This window comes from Kitasatospora sp. NPDC048296 (genome assembly GCF_043201815.1).
In the GTDB taxonomy this organism is placed as follows: domain Bacteria; phylum Actinomycetota; class Actinomycetes; order Streptomycetales; family Streptomycetaceae; genus Kitasatospora.
Genome location: NZ_JBICZB010000009.1, coordinates 35680 through 51665, shown reverse-complemented (window position 1 = coordinate 51665; position 15986 = coordinate 35680). Strand labels below are relative to the sequence as shown.

13 protein-coding genes are annotated in these 15986 nt (G+C 73.7%); 4 read left to right on the top strand and 9 right to left on the bottom strand.

Annotated features, from left to right (window positions below; genetic code table 11):
• Positions 1 to 15 precede the first annotated feature (15 nt).
• Complete coding sequence (locus tag ACGF12_RS08715; protein ID WP_393027321.1) at positions 16 to 1131, top strand: trypsin-like serine peptidase; 1116 nt, start codon at positions 16 to 18, stop codon at positions 1129 to 1131.
• 62 nt (positions 1132 to 1193) lie between these two features.
• Here ACGF12_RS08715 and hflX read toward each other — a convergent pair whose 3' ends face one another.
• From hflX to miaA, 5 genes are all read right to left on the bottom strand, one after another.
• Positions 1194 to 2696, bottom strand: a complete 1503-nt coding sequence (gene hflX / locus ACGF12_RS08710; RefSeq protein ID WP_380611936.1) for a GTPase HflX — start codon at positions 2694 to 2696, stop codon at positions 1194 to 1196.
• Complete coding sequence (locus ACGF12_RS08705) at positions 2693 to 5032, bottom strand: RelA/SpoT family protein (RefSeq protein ID WP_393027319.1); 2340 nt, start codon at positions 5030 to 5032, stop codon at positions 2693 to 2695. Before ACGF12_RS08705 ends, hflX begins: the two co-directional genes overlap by 4 nt.
• Before the next feature lie 196 nt (positions 5033 to 5228).
• Positions 5229 to 6140, bottom strand: a complete 912-nt coding sequence (dapF, locus tag ACGF12_RS08700; RefSeq protein WP_393027317.1) for a diaminopimelate epimerase — start codon at positions 6138 to 6140, stop codon at positions 5229 to 5231.
• Between the two features lie 95 nt (positions 6141 to 6235).
• On the bottom strand, positions 6236 to 6748 hold the full coding sequence (locus ACGF12_RS08695) for a hypothetical protein (RefSeq protein WP_393027315.1): 513 nt from the start codon (positions 6746 to 6748) through the stop codon (positions 6236 to 6238).
• 229 nt (positions 6749 to 6977) lie between these two features.
• The gene (miaA, locus tag ACGF12_RS08690; protein WP_393027313.1) at positions 6978 to 7952 is read right to left on the bottom strand and encodes a tRNA (adenosine(37)-N6)-dimethylallyltransferase MiaA; all 975 of its coding nucleotides are present in this window, start codon (positions 7950 to 7952) and stop codon (positions 6978 to 6980) included.
• A 161-nt stretch (positions 7953 to 8113) separates the two neighbouring features.
• On the opposite strand from miaA, the gene ACGF12_RS08685 reads away from it, so the two are divergent.
• A complete protein-coding gene (locus ACGF12_RS08685; protein ID WP_393027311.1) occupies positions 8114 to 8359 on the top strand; it encodes an antitoxin in 246 nt (81 codons plus the stop codon).
• A 3-nt stretch (positions 8360 to 8362) separates the two neighbouring features.
• Here ACGF12_RS08685 and ACGF12_RS08680 read toward each other — a convergent pair whose 3' ends face one another.
• Positions 8363 to 9061 (bottom strand): hypothetical protein, encoded by a 699-nt coding sequence (locus ACGF12_RS08680; protein WP_393027309.1) that lies wholly within the window; start codon positions 9059 to 9061, stop codon positions 8363 to 8365.
• A 113-nt stretch (positions 9062 to 9174) separates the two neighbouring features.
• On the bottom strand, positions 9175 to 10677 hold the full coding sequence (gene miaB, locus ACGF12_RS08675; RefSeq protein ID WP_393027307.1) for a tRNA (N6-isopentenyl adenosine(37)-C2)-methylthiotransferase MiaB: 1503 nt from the start codon (positions 10675 to 10677) through the stop codon (positions 9175 to 9177).
• Positions 10678 to 10830: 153 nt separating this feature from the next.
• On the opposite strand from miaB, the gene ACGF12_RS08670 reads away from it, so the two are divergent.
• Together ACGF12_RS08670 and ACGF12_RS08665 are read left to right on the top strand one after the other, a co-directional pair.
• The gene (locus ACGF12_RS08670; protein WP_393027304.1) at positions 10831 to 11850 is read left to right on the top strand and encodes a TAXI family TRAP transporter solute-binding subunit; all 1020 of its coding nucleotides are present in this window, start codon (positions 10831 to 10833) and stop codon (positions 11848 to 11850) included.
• 299 nt (positions 11851 to 12149) lie between these two features.
• Positions 12150 to 13235, top strand: a complete 1086-nt coding sequence (locus ACGF12_RS08665; protein WP_393027302.1) for an IS110 family transposase — start codon at positions 12150 to 12152, stop codon at positions 13233 to 13235.
• 282 nt (positions 13236 to 13517) lie between these two features.
• Here ACGF12_RS08665 and ACGF12_RS08660 read toward each other — a convergent pair whose 3' ends face one another.
• Positions 13518 to 14951, bottom strand: a complete 1434-nt coding sequence (locus ACGF12_RS08660) for a sensor histidine kinase (RefSeq protein ID WP_393027300.1) — start codon at positions 14949 to 14951, stop codon at positions 13518 to 13520.
• Between the two features lie 6 nt (positions 14952 to 14957).
• On the bottom strand, positions 14958 to 15716 hold the full coding sequence (locus tag ACGF12_RS08655; RefSeq protein WP_387626911.1) for a response regulator transcription factor: 759 nt from the start codon (positions 15714 to 15716) through the stop codon (positions 14958 to 14960).
• Between the last annotated feature and the right edge of the window lie 270 nt (positions 15717 to 15986).

Sequence of the window (15986 nt, the reverse complement as noted above, 5' to 3'; positions counted from 1 at the left end):
GGGGGACGAACCAGCGTGCGCACGATCAGCAGCAGTGGGCGCCGGGCCGCGACGGCCGGCGCCGCGCTGCTCGCCGCCCTGACGATCACCGCGGCCGCCTGCGGGCCGGACGGCCCCACCCCGGCCACGCCGCCCGGCGCGCTGCCCAAGGCCGCACCGACCAGCCTGGGCGACCTGAGCGGCTGGAAGCTGGAGGACTGGGCCCGGTACGTGACCGACAGCGGCTTCGCCAACCCGGTGGCCCCGGGCTACTGGTCGCCCTCCCGGATGGAGGCCGCCAAGGCCAGGCCCACCCCGGAGTACGCGCTGACCGCCACCGCGCCGAGCACCGTCCAGCGCGACGCCCCGCCGGCCGCCGTCCAGGCCAGGCCGCAGCAGCACCCGTACGGCCCGGACTCCGCCGTGGTCGGCAAGCTGCTGATGACCACGCCCCAGGGCGACGCGGTCTGCTCCGGCACGGTGGTCTCCGACCCGGTCAACCCGGGCCGCAGCAACCTGGTCTACACCGCCGCGCACTGCCTGACCGACGGCAAGGGCAGCGCCTGGGTGAGGAACCTGGTCTTCGTGCCCGGCTTCAACCGGGACGGCCGGGCGAGCCGCGGCAAGCCGTACGGCGACCAGCAGGCCGCCCCGTACGGCCGGTGGGCGGCGGTGCGCGCGCTGGTGTCGCCGACCTGGCTGCAGGAGGGCGGCGTCGGAGCCCACAGCCAGTACGACTACGCGATCGTCCGGGTGCGCGGCGAGTCGGACCCCGGTCCGTCCCTGGAGGAGACGGTCGGCGGTTCCGTCCCGGTCTGGTTCAACGCCCCGCGCGAGCAGGTCGGCTCCGCCGTCGCGTACGGCTACCCGGTCGAGCGGCCCTTCGACGGCATGGAGCTGAACCGCTGCGACTCCCCCGCCGCGCCGGGCGCGCTCTCCTTCGACCGCCGCCGCCCGCCGATGTACGTGATCGGCTGCACCATGACGGGCGGGGCGGGCGGCGGCGGCTGGTTCATCACCAAGGACGGCAAGCCCAACCTGGTCAGCGTCAGCGCGATCGGCAACCGCAACCCGGCCGGGTACCTGGCCGGGCCGTCGCTGCAGGACCAGGCGAAGCAGGCCTTCGACTACTTCACCAAGAACGTGAGGTAACGCGCCCCGGGAAACACGGAGGGCCCCGGACGTGACCGTCCGAGGCCCTCCGACGGAACCGGTCAGCCCTGCAGGGCCACCGCGAAGTGCTCCAGCTCCGCGGCCAGCTCGGCCGGCACCTTGGCGTGCAGCAGCGTGCCCTCGCCGGTGTGCTCGGTGGCGAGCAGCTCGCCCTCCTTGTGCACCCGGGAGACCAGGGCGCCCTGGGTGTAGGGCACCAGGGCCCGCACCTCGACGGCCGGGCGCGGCAGCTCGTCGTCGATGAGCTTCAGCAGCTCGTCGATGCCCGCGCCGCTGCGGGCCGACACCACGATGGCGTGCGGCTCGCGGCGCAGCAGGCGCTGCAGCACGTGCGGGTCGGCGGCGTCCGCCTTGTTGATCACCACGATCTCCGGCACGTTCTGTGCCTCGACCGAGACGATGACCTCGCGGACGGCGGCCAGCTGCGTCTCCGGCTCGGGGTGCGAGCCGTCGACCACGTGCAGGATGAGGTCCGCGTCGGCGACCTCCTCCATGGTCGAGCGGAAGGCCTCGACCAGGTGGTGCGGCAGGTGCCGGACGAAGCCGACGGTGTCGGCCAGGGTGTAGAGCCGCCCGCTCGGGGTCTGGGCCCGGCGCACGGTCGGGTCCAGGGTGGCGAACAGCGCGTTCTCCACCAGCACGCCCGCGCCGGTGAGCCGGTTGAGCAGGGACGACTTGCCGGCGTTGGTGTACCCGGCGATGGCCACGGACGGCACCTGGTGGCGCTTGCGCTCCTGGCGCTTGGTGTCGCGGCCCTTCTTCATGTCGGCGATCTCCCTGCGGAGCTTCGCCATCTTCTCGCGGATCCGACGACGGTCGGTCTCGATCTTGGTCTCACCGGGACCACGGGTGGCCATGCCGCCGCCCGAGGAGCCGGAGCCACCGCCACCCATCTGCCGGGACAGCGACTGACCCCAGCCGCGCAGGCGCGGCAGCATGTACTGCATCTGCGCGAGCGAGACCTGCGCCTTGCCCTCCCGGGACTTGGCGTGCTGGGCGAAGATGTCCAGGATCAGGGCCGTCCGGTCGACGACCTTGACCTTGACCACGTCCTCCAGGTGGATCAGCTGGCCGGGGGTGAGCTCACCGTCGCAGACCACGGTGTCGGCGCCGCTGGAGGCGACGATGTCCCGCAGCTCCTGCGCCTTGCCGGAGCCGATGTAGGTGGCCGCGTCGGGCTTGTCACGCCGCTGGATGACGCCGTCCAGCACCTCGGAGCCGGCCGTCTCGGCGAGCGCGGCGAGCTCGGCCATCGAGTTCTCCGCCTCCTCCAGCGTGCCGTCGGTCCAGACACCGACCAGCACCACGCGCTCCAGGCGCAGCTGGCGGTACTCGACCTCGGTGACGTCTTCGAGTTCGGTGGAGAGGCCGGCGACCCGGCGCAGGGCCGCACGCTCGCTGCGGTCGTACTGGTCGCCGTCGTAGCTGTGGCCGAGGTCCTCGTCGATGGCCGCGAGGTCCTCGTCCATGAGGGCTTCCGCCCGCAGACCGCCGATGCGGCGCGGGGCGTCGGCGTGGTCGCGGGTGTCGAACGTGGAGGTCATTCTGTCCTTTGGTCGCTGTGAGGCTGCGGTGCGGACCCTCGGCTGTCACCGGGGCCCCTGTGCCCTGTGAACGCCGTGGACCGGTCGTGAATTCCCCACGATGTTCGCACGCCCGGCGCGGGCCGGTCACCCCCATTTCCCGCGGAGTGCCGGGGCCGGGCCCCTTCCGGGGCGTGCGGGCGGCTCACGTCGTACACCCCGGAGACCTTGAGCATCGCCCGCATCAGCGCCGGCAGCGTGCCCGGCTCCGGCAGTTCGACGGTGTAGGTGTGCCGCACCCGCAGTTCCTGCGGCGGCTCGACCTCGGCCGAGACGATGCCGACGCCCTCGCCCGAGATCGCCGCGGTGAGGTCGGCGAGCAGCCGGGGCCGGTTCAGCGCCTCGGCCAGCAGGGTGACCCGGTGCCCGGCCGCCGGGGCGCCCTCGGACCGCCAGCGGACCTCCAGCTCGGCGCGGCCGTCCGCGCGCAGCCGCTGCCCGGCGGGGCAGCTGGTGCGGTGCACGGCCACCGCGCCGCCGCGAATCGGGTAGCCGGCCACCTCGTCCGGCGGGACGGGCGTGCAGCAGCGGGCCAGCCGCACCGGCGCGCCGGGCCGCCCGGCCACCGTGACCGGGGCGGCCCGGCGCTCGCCGGCCCGGTGCGCGGGCGGAGCGGGCTGGCCGCCCGCCGGGCCGGTGCGCACCACCGGCAGCCGGGCCGGGTGGTCGGCCAGCCAGCGCTCGATGGCCAGCCGGGCGGCGGGGGTGCGGGCGTGCGCCAGCCACTCCGGCGAGGGGCCGGACGGCTGGCTGCCACCCGCCGGGAGGTTCTCGGTGAGCACCGCGAGCACGTCCCCGTCCTGCAGGACGGTGGACAGCGCGGTGAGCCGGCCGTTGACCCGGGCGCCGATACATCGGTGGCCGGTCTCCTCGCCGAGCAGGTAGGCCGCGTCCACACAGCTGGCCCCGGCCCTCAGCTGAAGCGTTTCGCCGCTCTCCGTCACCACGGTGATCTCACGGTCGCCGGCCAGGTCGGCGGTGAGCGCGGACCAGAAGGCGTCCGGGTCGGGCGTCTCCTGCTGCCACTCCAGCAGCCGGCTGAGCCAACCGGGCCGGGCCGGGTCGGTGCGGTCCAGCTCGTCGGCGTCCTGGGCGGTGCCGGCCGGGGTCGGGTCGCCGAGCGCGACCACCCCGGTCTCGGCCACCTCGTGCATCCGCCGGGTCCGGACCAGCACCTCGACCACCGCACGGCCCTCCAGCGCCACGGCGGTGTGCAGCGACTGGTAGAGGTTGAACTTGGGGGCGGCCACGAAGTCCTTGAACTCCCCGGGCAGCGGCGTCCAGCAGGTGTGCAGCTCGCCGAGCACGGCGTAGCAGTCGGCGTTCTCCTCGACCACCACCAGCAGCCGCCCGAAGTCGGCCGGCTGCGGCCCCTGCGGCCGCCCGTCCGGCCCGGGCGCGGCGGCCCGCTCCAGCAGCACCCGGTGCAGCGAGACGCAGTGCCGGGGCCGGACGGTCACGTCGGCGGCGACCCCGGTCTCGGCCAGCTGCCGGGCCAGCTGCCGGGCGAACGGCTCCAGCAGGGTGTCCGACTCGGTCTCGTGACCGGCCATCAGGGCGCGGGTGCGAGCGTGCTCCTCGGGGTGCAGGGTGGCGAAGACGATGTCCTCCAGCTCCGCCTTGAGCACCTGGATGCCGAGCCGTTCGGCCAGCGGGATGAGCACGTCCCGGGTGACCTTGGCGATCCGCACCTGGCTGGCCGGCTTCATGTGCCGGATGGTGCGCATGTTGTGCAGCCGGTCGGCGAGCTTGATCACCATCACCCGGACGTCGTCCCCGGTGGCGACCAGCATCTTGCGGAAGGTCTCGGCCTCGGCGGCGGCGCCGAAGTCGACCTTCTCCAGTTTCGTCACCCCGTCGACCAGGTAGGCGACTTCGGGCCCGAACCCGGCACCCACCTGGTCGAGCGTCAGATCGGTGTCCTCGACGGTGTCGTGGAGCAGCGAGGCGACCAGGGTGGTGGTCCCGGCGCCGAGTTGGGCCAGGATCATGGTGACGGCCAGCGGGTGGGTGATGTACGGCTCGCCGCTCTTGCGCTTCTGGCCGCGGTGGCTGGCCTCGGCCAGCCGGTACGCCCGGGCGAGCAGCCCGAGGTCGGCCTGCGGGTGATGTCGGCGGTGGACCCGGACGAGCGGTTCGAGGGCGTCCGGCACGGGCGGGCGGCCGGTGGCCAGTAACGCGGCCCGCCCGGCCCGGCCCAGGGCGGCCCGGCCGAGTTCTCCCAGGGGCCGCCTGGCCCCGGCCTGCCGTGCGGTCGTCGGCTGCCCCGCGAGGGACTGCCCGGCTTCGATGGTCATCGGCGCACCTCCGGCAACGGTCGCCGGGCGCTGCCCCTCCCGAGGGAGGGTGATCTTGCCACCCCTCCCAGGGGGATCGACCCGGTGGTCCATGCTACCGAGCAGAGCACGTTCTGCGATGCCGTGATTCCCGTCCGCGACCGGTATCACCCGATCGGGGGGATTCGTCGCCGTACGAAATGGGCAAACCGGGCCCTCAGCCGCGGCGCAGCGACTCCCACCAGCGCGCGTCGACCCGTCCCTCGGCCACGATCACCGCCGGTCCGGCCATCTCCACCCGGCCGTCCGGGTGCTCGGTGATGACCAGTCGGCCGCCCAGCACGTCCACGGTGTACGAGACCGCCTCGCCGGTGGTCGCGGGGTCCAGGCCGTCCCGGCGGATCGCCGCCACGGCGACGGCGCAGGCGCCGGTGCCGCAGGAGCGGGTCTCGCCGGAGCCGCGCTCGTGCACCCGCATCGCGACGTGCCGCGGGCCGCGGTCCACCACGAACTCGACGTTCACGCCCTCCGGGTAGACGCCCTCGGGGCTGGTCAACGGCGCGGTGCGCAGCTCGCCGGCGTGGTCCAGGCTCTCGACGAAGGCCACCGCGTGCGGGTTGCCCATGTTGACGTTCAGGGCGGGCCAGCGCCGGTCGCCGACCGCGACCTCGATGCCGTCCGGTCCGGGCAGCCGGGCGCGGCCCATGCCGATGGTGACGTCCCCGGGGGTGCCGTCCCCGGCGTCCTCGGCGACCTTCGCGGTGAGCACCCCGGAGCGGGTGGCGATCGCCTGCTCGCCGGGCTCGGCCAGGCCGGCCTCGACCAGGAAGCGGGCGAAGACCCGCAGGCCGTTGCCGCACATCTCGGCGATGCTGCCGTCGGAGTTGCGGTAGTCCATGAACCACTCGGCCCGGTCGGCCAGGTGGGCGGCGGCCGGTTCGGCGGCGGCGCGCACCACGCGCAGCAGTCCGTCCGCGCCGATGCCGGCCCGTCGGTCGCACAGCGCGGCGACGGCCTCCGGGCCGATCTCCAGCACGCCGTCCGGGTCCGGCACGATCACGAAGTCGTTCTGGGTGCCGTGCCCCTTGAAGAAGGGGAGACCGGCCTGCTGGGGAGAGGATGCGCTCACCCCTCCGATGGTACTGATTGTCGCCCGCTCGCCTCCGGGCGCTCCTGCCCTTCGGCTCGCGCGGGAAAGGGCGCGCGGCCCGCTCAGCGGCCCGCTCAGCGCAGGTGGGCGACCCGCCAGACCGCGAGCGCGCAGGCGGCCAGCGCGATCAGGGTGTAGACCACGATCGCCTTCCAGCCGGCTCGCTTCCCGGAGCCCCGGCGCGGCAGTCCCGGCCACTTGTATCCGGCGTGCCGGGCGGCCATCGCTCCCCAGCCGACCGAGGCGGCGGTGAACAGCAGCCCGAGCATCCCGACCATGGTGGCGCGCGCGCCGGCCGAGCCGAAGGCGAGCGGGAAGGCGAACATCAGCGAGCCGAGGGTGCCCAGCAGGGCGATCGGCAGGGTCTGCCACCAGCGCAGCCGGCGCAGCGGCCGGATCTCCCGCTCGCGCACCGCGGCGTCCGGCGGGGTGCGGGTGTCCAGCGCGGGCACCGCGGCCGCGTACGAGGTCGGCGCTCCCAGGCCGGTCAGCACCGGAAGGTCCCCCATCGTCGACTCGTCGAACTCCTCGGCCGGTGCGGTGACACTCCCGCCCTGACCGGGTTCGGGGCCGGTACCCGTCGACACACGGCCTCCCCTGACAGTTCGACACGAGCGGACTCGCGGCCGGGCACGGTCGGCCCGCACGGGCCGACCCCTATGGCATCGATGATGGCATGTCCAGAGGGGCCGTTCGGGACGTGACCGGGGTCCTCGGGTGATCCGTGGCCATCACGTGATCGGGCCGTGACCCCCGGTTCGTCCTGCACGGTCACCTGCGCGCGCAGGTGCACCGCCGAATTGGCCAAAACCACTCCTACGCGGCCGGAACTCCCTGACGTCCGATCAGTTCGAGGGATCGTTCCAGCAACTCGACCGGGTCGGTGCCGGCCGGGCGGGAGAGCCAGTGGATCCGGTCGTCCCGGCGGAACCAGGACTCCTGACGGCGGGCGAAGCGCTTGGTGGCCCGTACGGTTTCGGCCCGCGCCTCGTCCTCGGTGCACTCGCCGGCGAAGTGGTCGAGCACCTGCTGGTAGCCGAGCGCCCGGGAGGCGGTCCTCCCCTCGCGCAGTCCGACCTTCTCCAGCTCCCGCACCTCGTCCAGCAGTCCGGCCTCCCACATCCGGTCGACCCGCAGGGTGATCCGCTCGTCCAGTTCGGGGCGCGGCACCGCGACGCCGATCTGGACCGCCTCGTACACGGCGGTGTTGCTCGGCAGGTTGGCGGTGAACGGCTGCCCGGTGATCTCGATGACCTCCAGCGCCCGGACGATCCGCCGCCCGTTGCTCGTCAGGATCGCCTCGGCGGCCGCCGGGTCCAGCTCGGCCAGCCGCCGGTGCAGCCCGTACGGGCCGTGCTGCTCCAGCTCGGCCTCCAGCCGGGCGCGCACCGCCGGGTCGGTGCCGGGGAACTCCATCTCGTCGATCGCCGCCCGGACGTACAGCCCGGAGCCGCCGACCAGGACGGGCGTGCGCCCGGCCGCGAGCAGCCGGTCGATCTCGACCCGGGCCAGCCGCTGGTACTCGGCGACGCTGGCGGCCTCGGTGACCTCCCAGACGTCCAGCAGGTGGTGCGGCACTCCGCCGCGCTCGTCCATGGTGAGCTTCGCGGTGCCGATGTCCATGCCCCGGTACAGCTGCATCGAGTCGGTGTTGATCACCTCGCCGCCGAGGGTACGGGCGATGGCGACGGCCAGGTCGGACTTGCCGGCGGCGGTCGCGCCGACGATCGATACGACGCGCGGGGTACGGGAGCTGCTCACCGCTCCAGTCTCGCAAAACCCCTGGAGCATCGGAGACCGGGCTGCCGCTCACCCCCGGCTGCGCGAGGATATGACTGTCCGGGGACTGCTTCCGTGACTGTTTCCGGCCGCCTGGCCGACCGGGGCCGTTTTTGCGAACGCTTTACCGCTCGCAGGCGTTGTACGGGGGACAGGGAGAGAAGGAGATCGCCATGGGTCTGATGGACAACCTCAAGGGCAAGGCCGAGGAGCTCAAGGAGAAGGCCAGCGAGCTCGCCGGCAAGCACAGCGACCAGATCGATCAGATGGTGGACAAGGCCGGCGGCGCGATCGACAAGGCGACCAAGGGCAAGTACAGCGAGAAGATCGAGCACGGCGCCAGCAAGGCCAAGGACGCGGTGGACGACTTCGCCCACAAGCCGAAGCCGGGTGACGGGGGCGAGGCCCCCCGGTCCTGAGGCTCAGCTCCAGGACGCCACGAAGTACCCGACCCCGTACGGCGCGTCCTGGTAGCCCAGCCGCGCGGTGAGGCCGGCGCCCTCGGCGGCGCCGGCCAGCACCTGCCAGGGCGCCCGGCCCTCGGCCTTGAGCTCGGCGGCGAGCGCGGCGTCCAGGGCGGCGAGGGCGGGCAGGTCGGCCGAGCCCAGGGCGGCGGCCAGCGCCGCGTCGAAGCCCTCGGCCCGCTCGTCCAGGTAGCCGGGCGCCTTCACCGAGCGGCAGGCGCTGCCGTCGCCCACCACCAGCAGGGCGACCCGGTCGGCGAGCCCGGCCAGGCCCTGGCCGAGCCCGAGCATCCGGTCGGCGGGGGCGTCGGCGGGCACCGCGCAGGCGTGCGTGGGCAGGGTGACCCCGGCGCGCTCCAGCAGCCAGGCCCCGACGGTCAGCGAGGGTGCCAGCTCCGGCCCCTCCACCCGGTCGCCGGGCAGCTTGGCGACCAGCGGCACCCCGTACCGCTGGAAGGACCCGGCCCCGCCCTCGGTCCACACCTCGGCCTCCGGCCCGGCGCCGACCACCACGACCAGCTGCGGCTCGGCCGCGACCAGCGCCGCCAGCGCCTCGTCGCAGGCGGCGCGCAGTTCGTCCAGCTCGGGCGCGGCCCCGGCGGCGACCTCGGGGACGAGCAGCGGCGGACAGGGGCACACGGCGGCGGCTACCAGCATGTGGATCACTCTAGCCGGGACGACCGACGGCCCGGCGGGAGCTGGCTACTCGCGCACTCGCCGCCGGGCCGCTCGGCGCGGCTCCCGCCGGGCCGCACGTACGGAACCGGGTGTCAGTCCCCGCAGCAGGCGCCGCCCGCCGGCGCGGCCAGCGGCAGCTCGGCCGGGACGCCGATCTTCGGCAGGCCGAGCAGCACGCCGGCCGGCTTGTCGGCGGGCTTGGCCTGGCGCTTCTCCCAGGCGTCGCCGGCCCGGGTGCGGCGCACCGCCAGCGCCGGGCCCTCGGCCAGCAGGTGGTGCGGGGCGGCGTAGGTGATCTCGACGGTCACCATGTCGCCCGGGCGCACCGGCTCGTCGGGCTTGCTGAAGTGGACGAGCCTGTTGTCCGGGGCTCGCCCGGACAGCCGCTGGGTCCGGTCGTCCTTCTTGCCCTCGCCCTCGGCGACCAGGACCTCCAGGGTGCGGCCGACCTGCTTCTTGTTCTCCTCCCAGGAGATCTCCTCCTGGAGGGCGATCAGCCGGTCGTAGCGGGCCTGGACGACCTCCTTCGGGATCTGGTCCGCCATCTCGGCGGCCGGGGTGCCGGGGCGCTTGGAGTACTGGAAGGTGAAGGCGTTGGTGAAGCGGGCCTCGCGGACGACGTGCATCGTCTCCTCGAAGTCCTCCTCGGTCTCGCCGGGGAAGCCCACGATGATGTCGGTGGAGATGGCCGCGTCCGGCATCGCCTCGCGGACCTTGCGGATGATCCCGAGGAAACGCTCCTGCCGGTAGGAGCGGCGCATCGCCTTGAGCACGCGGTCCGAGCCGGACTGCAGCGGCATGTGCAGCTGGTGCATCACGCTCGGGGTCTCGGCCATCGCGGCGATCACGTCGTCGGTGAAGTCGCGCGGGTGCGGCGAGGTGAAGCGGATCCGCTCCAGGCCCTCGATCTGGCCGGCGGCGCGCAGCAGCTTGGAGAAGGCCTCGCGGTCGCCCAGGTCGGAGCCGTAGGCGTTGACGTTCTGGCCGAGCAGGGTGACCTCGACGACGCCCTCGTCCACCAGCGCCTCGATCTCGGCGAGGACGTCGCCGGGCCGGCGGTCCTCCTCCTTGCCGCGCAGCGCGGGGACGATGCAGAAGGTGCAGGTGTTGTTGCAGCCGACCGAGATGGCGACCCAGGCGGCGTACGCGGACTCACGGCGGGTGGGCAGCGTGGAGGGGAAGGTCTCCAGCGACTCCAGGATCTCGACCTGGGCCTTGCGCTCGACCGCGGCCCGCTCCAGCAGGGCCGGCAGGTGGCCGATGTTGTGGGTGCCGAACACCACGTCGACCCAGGGGGCGCGCTTGACGATGGTCTCGCGGTCCTTCTGGGCCAGGCAGCCGCCGACGGCGATCTGCATGCCCTGGTGACGGCTCTTGACCGGCGCGAGCTGGCCGAGGTTCCCGTACAGCTTGTTGTCGGCGTTCTCCCGCACCGCGCAGGTGTTGAACACGACCAGGTCCGGGTCGCCCTCCGGCCCGGCCTTGACGTAGCCCGCGTCCTCCAGCAGGCCGGACAGCCGCTCGGAGTCGTGGACGTTCATCTGACAGCCGTGCGTGACGACCTTGTAGCTCTTCAATCCGCTCTCACCGCTCACCAGACCAGGGTACGGGCAGCCGCGAGCCGGTTTTCCCGGCCGTGTTCGCGCACTCGCCTCCGGGGTACTCGGACCCGGCGCCGACGCTCCTCGCTCCGGCGCGGGTGCCGCTTACCCCTCCCGTTCGGCCGGAGCGCCTGGCAGTATCCCTGCATGGCCCCCACCAATCCGTCACGTCTCGGCGCCGCCGTCCGCCGCGCGGCCCGCAGCCCGCTGTGGCGGACGGTGCTGGTGCTGGTGCTACTGGTCGCCGGACTGGGCGGCTGGTGGCTGTCGGCGGGCCGCGCGCCCGGCTACCCGCGCGGGGAGACCCGCTTCGCGACCGGTGTGCAGCGCGGCGTCTACGACCGGTACGGGCAACTGCTGCAGGCCCATGTCTCCCGGACCGTGCCGGGGGTGCGGCTGGCCCTGGACAACACCGAGGGCTCGATAGACAACCTCACCCGGGTGATCACCGGCCAGGACACCTTCGCGATCGCCACCGCCGACGCGGTCGCCGACTACCAGGGCCCCGGCAAGGACAGGCTGCGGGCGATCGCCCGGCTGTACGACGACTACCTGCAGCTGATCGTCCCGGCCTCCTCGACCGTGCGCCGCACCGCCGACCTCAAGGGCCTGCGGGTGGGCGTGGGCCTGCCGCAGTCCGGGGTGAACCTGGTGACCAGACGGCTGCTGGCCGCGGCCGGCCTGGACCCGGACCACGACATCACCCCGGTGATGGCCGGCGTCGGCGACGCCGCCGACCAGCTGCGCGAGGGCAAGCTGGACGCCTTCTTCTGGTCCGGTGGCCTGCCGACCAGCGCGCTCACCGACCTCTCCGACCACGTCAGGATCCGGCTCGTCCCGCTGAGCGACCTGTCCGAGGCCCTGCACAAGGCCGAGGGCAGCGGCACCGACGCCTACCGGGCGGCCACCATGCCCAAGGGCACCTATCCGAACGCCGAGCCCCAGGACGCCGTCGCCACCGTCGCCGTGCCCAACCTGCTGATCACCCGGGACGACGTGAACCCGGAACTGGTCGAGGGCATGACCCGGGCGGTGATCGACAGCCGCGACCAGATCGGCGCCCAGGTGCACGCCGCCCAGCTGGTCGACCTGCGCACCGCCGTCTACACCGACCCGCTCCCGCTGCACGAGGGCGCCGCGCGCTACTACCGCTCGGTGAAGCCCTGAGAAGCCACGGCTAGCTAGACCGTATGAAGTGCGCTGCTTGCGGTGGCGGGTCCGCCCGGTGTGGGAGATTCCCGGCTCGTGGTCCGCGTCAAGGCAGGGCCGCTTCGCGGTCGCTGCGCGAGCCTTGACCCGGGCCTTTCCCGAGCCGGACGGACCTCGTCGGCTGTCGGGCGGACCCGGGGAAGGCGCGGCCGCCCTGGGTGCTGGGAACAACGATCCGGAGCCTCACTCGCAAGTTGTCGCGGGTTGCCGCCCCACGGGATCGTGGGCGGTAGTGCCGCAATTGCGGGAGGCACCGGATGTATTCCGAGCGTACTTCGGTCGGGCTGGACGTTCACGCCCGATCCACCGTGGCCTGGGGCCTGGACGGCGTCACCGGCGAGGTCTTCACCGAGCGCCTGGTCCCCGACACCGCGGAAATCCTGGCCTGGCTGCACCGGCTGCCCCAGCCGGTGGCCGTCGCCTACGAGGCCGGTCCGACCGGCTTCCACCTCGCCCGGGCCCTGGAGACCGCAGGGTTCCGCTGCGTGCTGGCCGCCCCGTCCAAGATGGCGCGACCGCCCGGGGAGCGGATCAAGACCGACAGACGCGATGCCGAGCGCCTGGCCAGGCTGCTGCGACTGGACGAGGTGCCCGCCGTGCGGGTGCCCACGATCGAGGAGGAGGCCGCTCGGGACCTGACCCGCGCCCGCGACGACGTCCGGGCCGACCTGATGCGCGCCCGCCACCGCCTGTCCAAACTCCTCCTGCGCCACAGCATCGTCTACACCGGCGGCAAGGCATGGACCGCCGCCCACCACCAGTGGCTGACCAGCCATCACTTCGAGGATCTGGGAACACGGGTCGCCTACGACCAGGCCCTCGAAGCCGTCCTGGCCCTCGAAGCGCGACGTGACCGCCTCGATGCCGTCATCACCGAGCTCGCCCGCCAGGACGCGTGGGCGCCCGTGGTCGCCCGGCTGTCGTGCCTGCGCGGAGTGGGCACCCTGACCGCGCTCGGCCTGGCCGTGGAGATCGGCGACTGGCACCGCTTCACCGGCTCCACCATCGGCGCCTACCTCGGACTCGTCCCCAGCGAGGACTCCTCCGGCGAGCGACGCAGGCAGGGCAGCATCACCAAGACCGGCAACACCCACGCCAGACGCCTTCTCGTCGAGGCCGCCTGGCACCACCGCACGCCCTATCGTCACCCCGGCGTGAGCCTGCGCGCGCGGCTCGACCAGGTGCCCGCCCCGATCCGCCAGCGGGCCGACGAGGGCAACCGCCGCCTGCACCACCGCTGGACCACGCTCCAGGCCCGCCATAAGCACTCGACCATCACCGTGGTGGCCGTCGCCCGGGAACTGTCCGGCTGGTGCTGGAGCCTGGCCACCATGGACCCGTGAGCCACCCCCCACAAGCCGGCTGGTGGGAGCCCGAGCGAAGGTGCAGCGCGAGGAACGACCCGCGAAGGCCCTATGGGCAGCCCGGCCCACCGGGTCACGCCCGACCGTTAGACGAGCGGCCCGTTCCCGACGCACAACCGGTCATGCGGTAGCCAACCCGCGCATATCAGGCTGACCGCGCGTCGTCGCCATGACACGCACCCCACCCGGGCCCCCACCAGCCCCCATCCACCACTCCGGGGGCAGCTCAACCCTGCACCGCTTGACAAAGTCCGCTACATATCAGGGCCTCTCCGGCCGCGGCACCGCCAAGGTCACCGCGAGTCCGGTCGGCTTGACCGGGGCGAAGCCGAGCGAGCCGCCGCCTGCCGCCAGCAGGGTGCGGGCGATGGACAGGCCCAGCCCGGAGCCGTCCACGTTCTGGTGCCGCGGGCTGCGCCAGAACCGGTCGCCGGCCCGGGACAGCTCGTCCTCGGTCAGGCCCGGCCCGGCGTCGGTGACGGTCACCGCGACCTCGTCCCGGCGCACCGCGACCCGCAGCCGCACCCGGCTGCCGGACGGGCTGAACTTGAGCGCGTTGTCCAGGACGGCGTCCAGCGCGGAGCCGAAGCCGATCGGGTCCGCCATGCCGATCGCCAGCGCCGGTCCGTCCCAGCGCAGCTCGATCCCGCGCTGCTCGGCCACCGGCTGCCAGCCGTCCACCCGGGCCAGGGTCAGCTGGGTGAGGTCGGTCTGCTCCGGTTCGGGGCGGGCGTGCTCGGCGGTGGCCAGCCCGAGCAGGTCGTCCAGCACCCGGGCCAGCCGGGTGCCCTCCTCCCGGACGCCGCTGAGCTCCTCCTCATGGCCCTCGGGCAGTTCCAGGCCGAGCACCTCGACCCGCAGCAGCAGTGCCGACAGCGGGTTGCGCAGCTGGTGCGAGGCGTCCGCGACGAAGGCCTTCTGCTGGTCCATGGCGTGCACCACGTGGTCCGCCATCTCGTTGAACGAGCGCGCCAGCCGCTGGAGTTCGGGCGGTCCGCCGCCGGGCGCGACCCGGGCGGCCATCTGGCCGGTGGCGATGTCGTGGGTGGCCCGGTCCAGGGTGCGCACCGGGCGCAGCACCCACTCGGTGAGCCGGACGGCCAGCAGCACGGCGACGATCATCGCGACCGCCTCGCCGCCGGCCACCACCAGCCACTTGTGCAGCACCCGGGTGCGCAGCGCCCCGGTCGGGGACTCGCTCAGCACCACCGCGACCACGTCGCCGTCGCGCACCACCGGGGCGGCGACGGTGATCGTCCGGTCCTCGGTCCACGGCCAGACCTGCGGCGGGTTGTGGCTGCGCCGCCCGTCCAGCGCCTCCTGGAAGGCCGTGGCGCCCCAGCCGACGGCGGGCACCCGCCAGTCCCCGGGGGCCACCGCTATCGGCATGCCGTCGCGCTGGAAGATGCCCAGCCGCACGCCGTACAGGTCGAAGTAGCGCCGGACCTCGGCGTCGATCGCGTGCCGGCGGCTGAGGTCGCCGGGGGCGGGCTCCGGGTCGCCCTTGCGGGCGGCGTCCAACGAAGAGGCGCCGGAGGTGGGCAGGTCCTGGGCGAAGCGGGCGGCGTCGTCGAGCCGGTCGACGACCACCTTGCTCTGCTCGGCCGCCGCGAACGCCGCCGCGAGCGGCAGCCCCAGGGCGGCCAGGACACAGAGCATGAGGGCGATCAGGATGCCGAGCAGGCGGGTGCGCACGTGCGGTCAGTGCTCCGCGGGGGCGGGCGGGGCCGGGTCGGCCGCGGTGGACGTCGGGCAGTCGGGGATCAGCCGGTAGCCGACGCCGCGGACGGCCTCGACCAGGCCGGGCAGCGCGAGCTTGTTGCGCAGCGAGCCGATGTGCACCTCCAGGGTGCGGCCGTTGCCCTCCCAGCCGCTGCGCCAGACCTCGCTGAAGATCTGCTCGCGCCGGTAGACCACACCGGGGCTCTGGGCGAGCAGGGCCAGCAGATCGAACTCCTTGCGGGTGAGCGGCACGTCGCGGCCGTCCACACTGACCCGGCGGCGCTCCCGGTCGATCCGGATGCCGCGGGACTCCAGCGGGCCACGCTGCTGCGGTACGGCGTCCGGCGCGGGCACCGCCGCCGAGGAGGGCGGGGCGCCGCGGCGGGCCACCGCGTGGATGCGGGCGAGCAACTCGCCCATGTCGTACGGCTTGGTGACGTAGTCGTCGGCGCCCAGGTTGAGGCCGTGGATCCGGGAGCGGATGTCGGCGCGGGCGGTCACCATGATCACCGGCACTCCGCTGCCGGCCCTGATCCGGCTGCACACCTCGAAGCCGTCGCGGTCGGGCAGCCCGAGGTCGAGCAGCACCACCCGGTACGGCTCGTTGCCGTCCGGCACCAGGGCGTCCAGTGCCTCGTGCCCGCTGCGGGCGTGCCGCACCTGGAAACCGTGCCGACCCAGCACCGCGACCAGCGCGGCGGCCACGCGTTCGTCGTCCTCGACGAGCAGCAGTCGCATTCTGTTCTCCTCCTCTCCCCACGTGGTCTCCGGGCCCGATCGGTCGGGGCCCAGCTCCTGCGCAGTATGGGCCAGCGGGCGGCCCGGCGCCAGGTTCGACCGCGCACCGGGCCCTTGGGGGACGGGGAGCACCGGCGCGGATTCCCGCTGTGACATGCCCCGTGGGCACCTTCGCGAACAGCACGTACCCACCGTGTGGCCGTTTTGTGATCCTCAAGTTCCGCTCAGATCGGCTGACGGGGCACCGTCAGCGCTCCTAAGGTCGCCCCA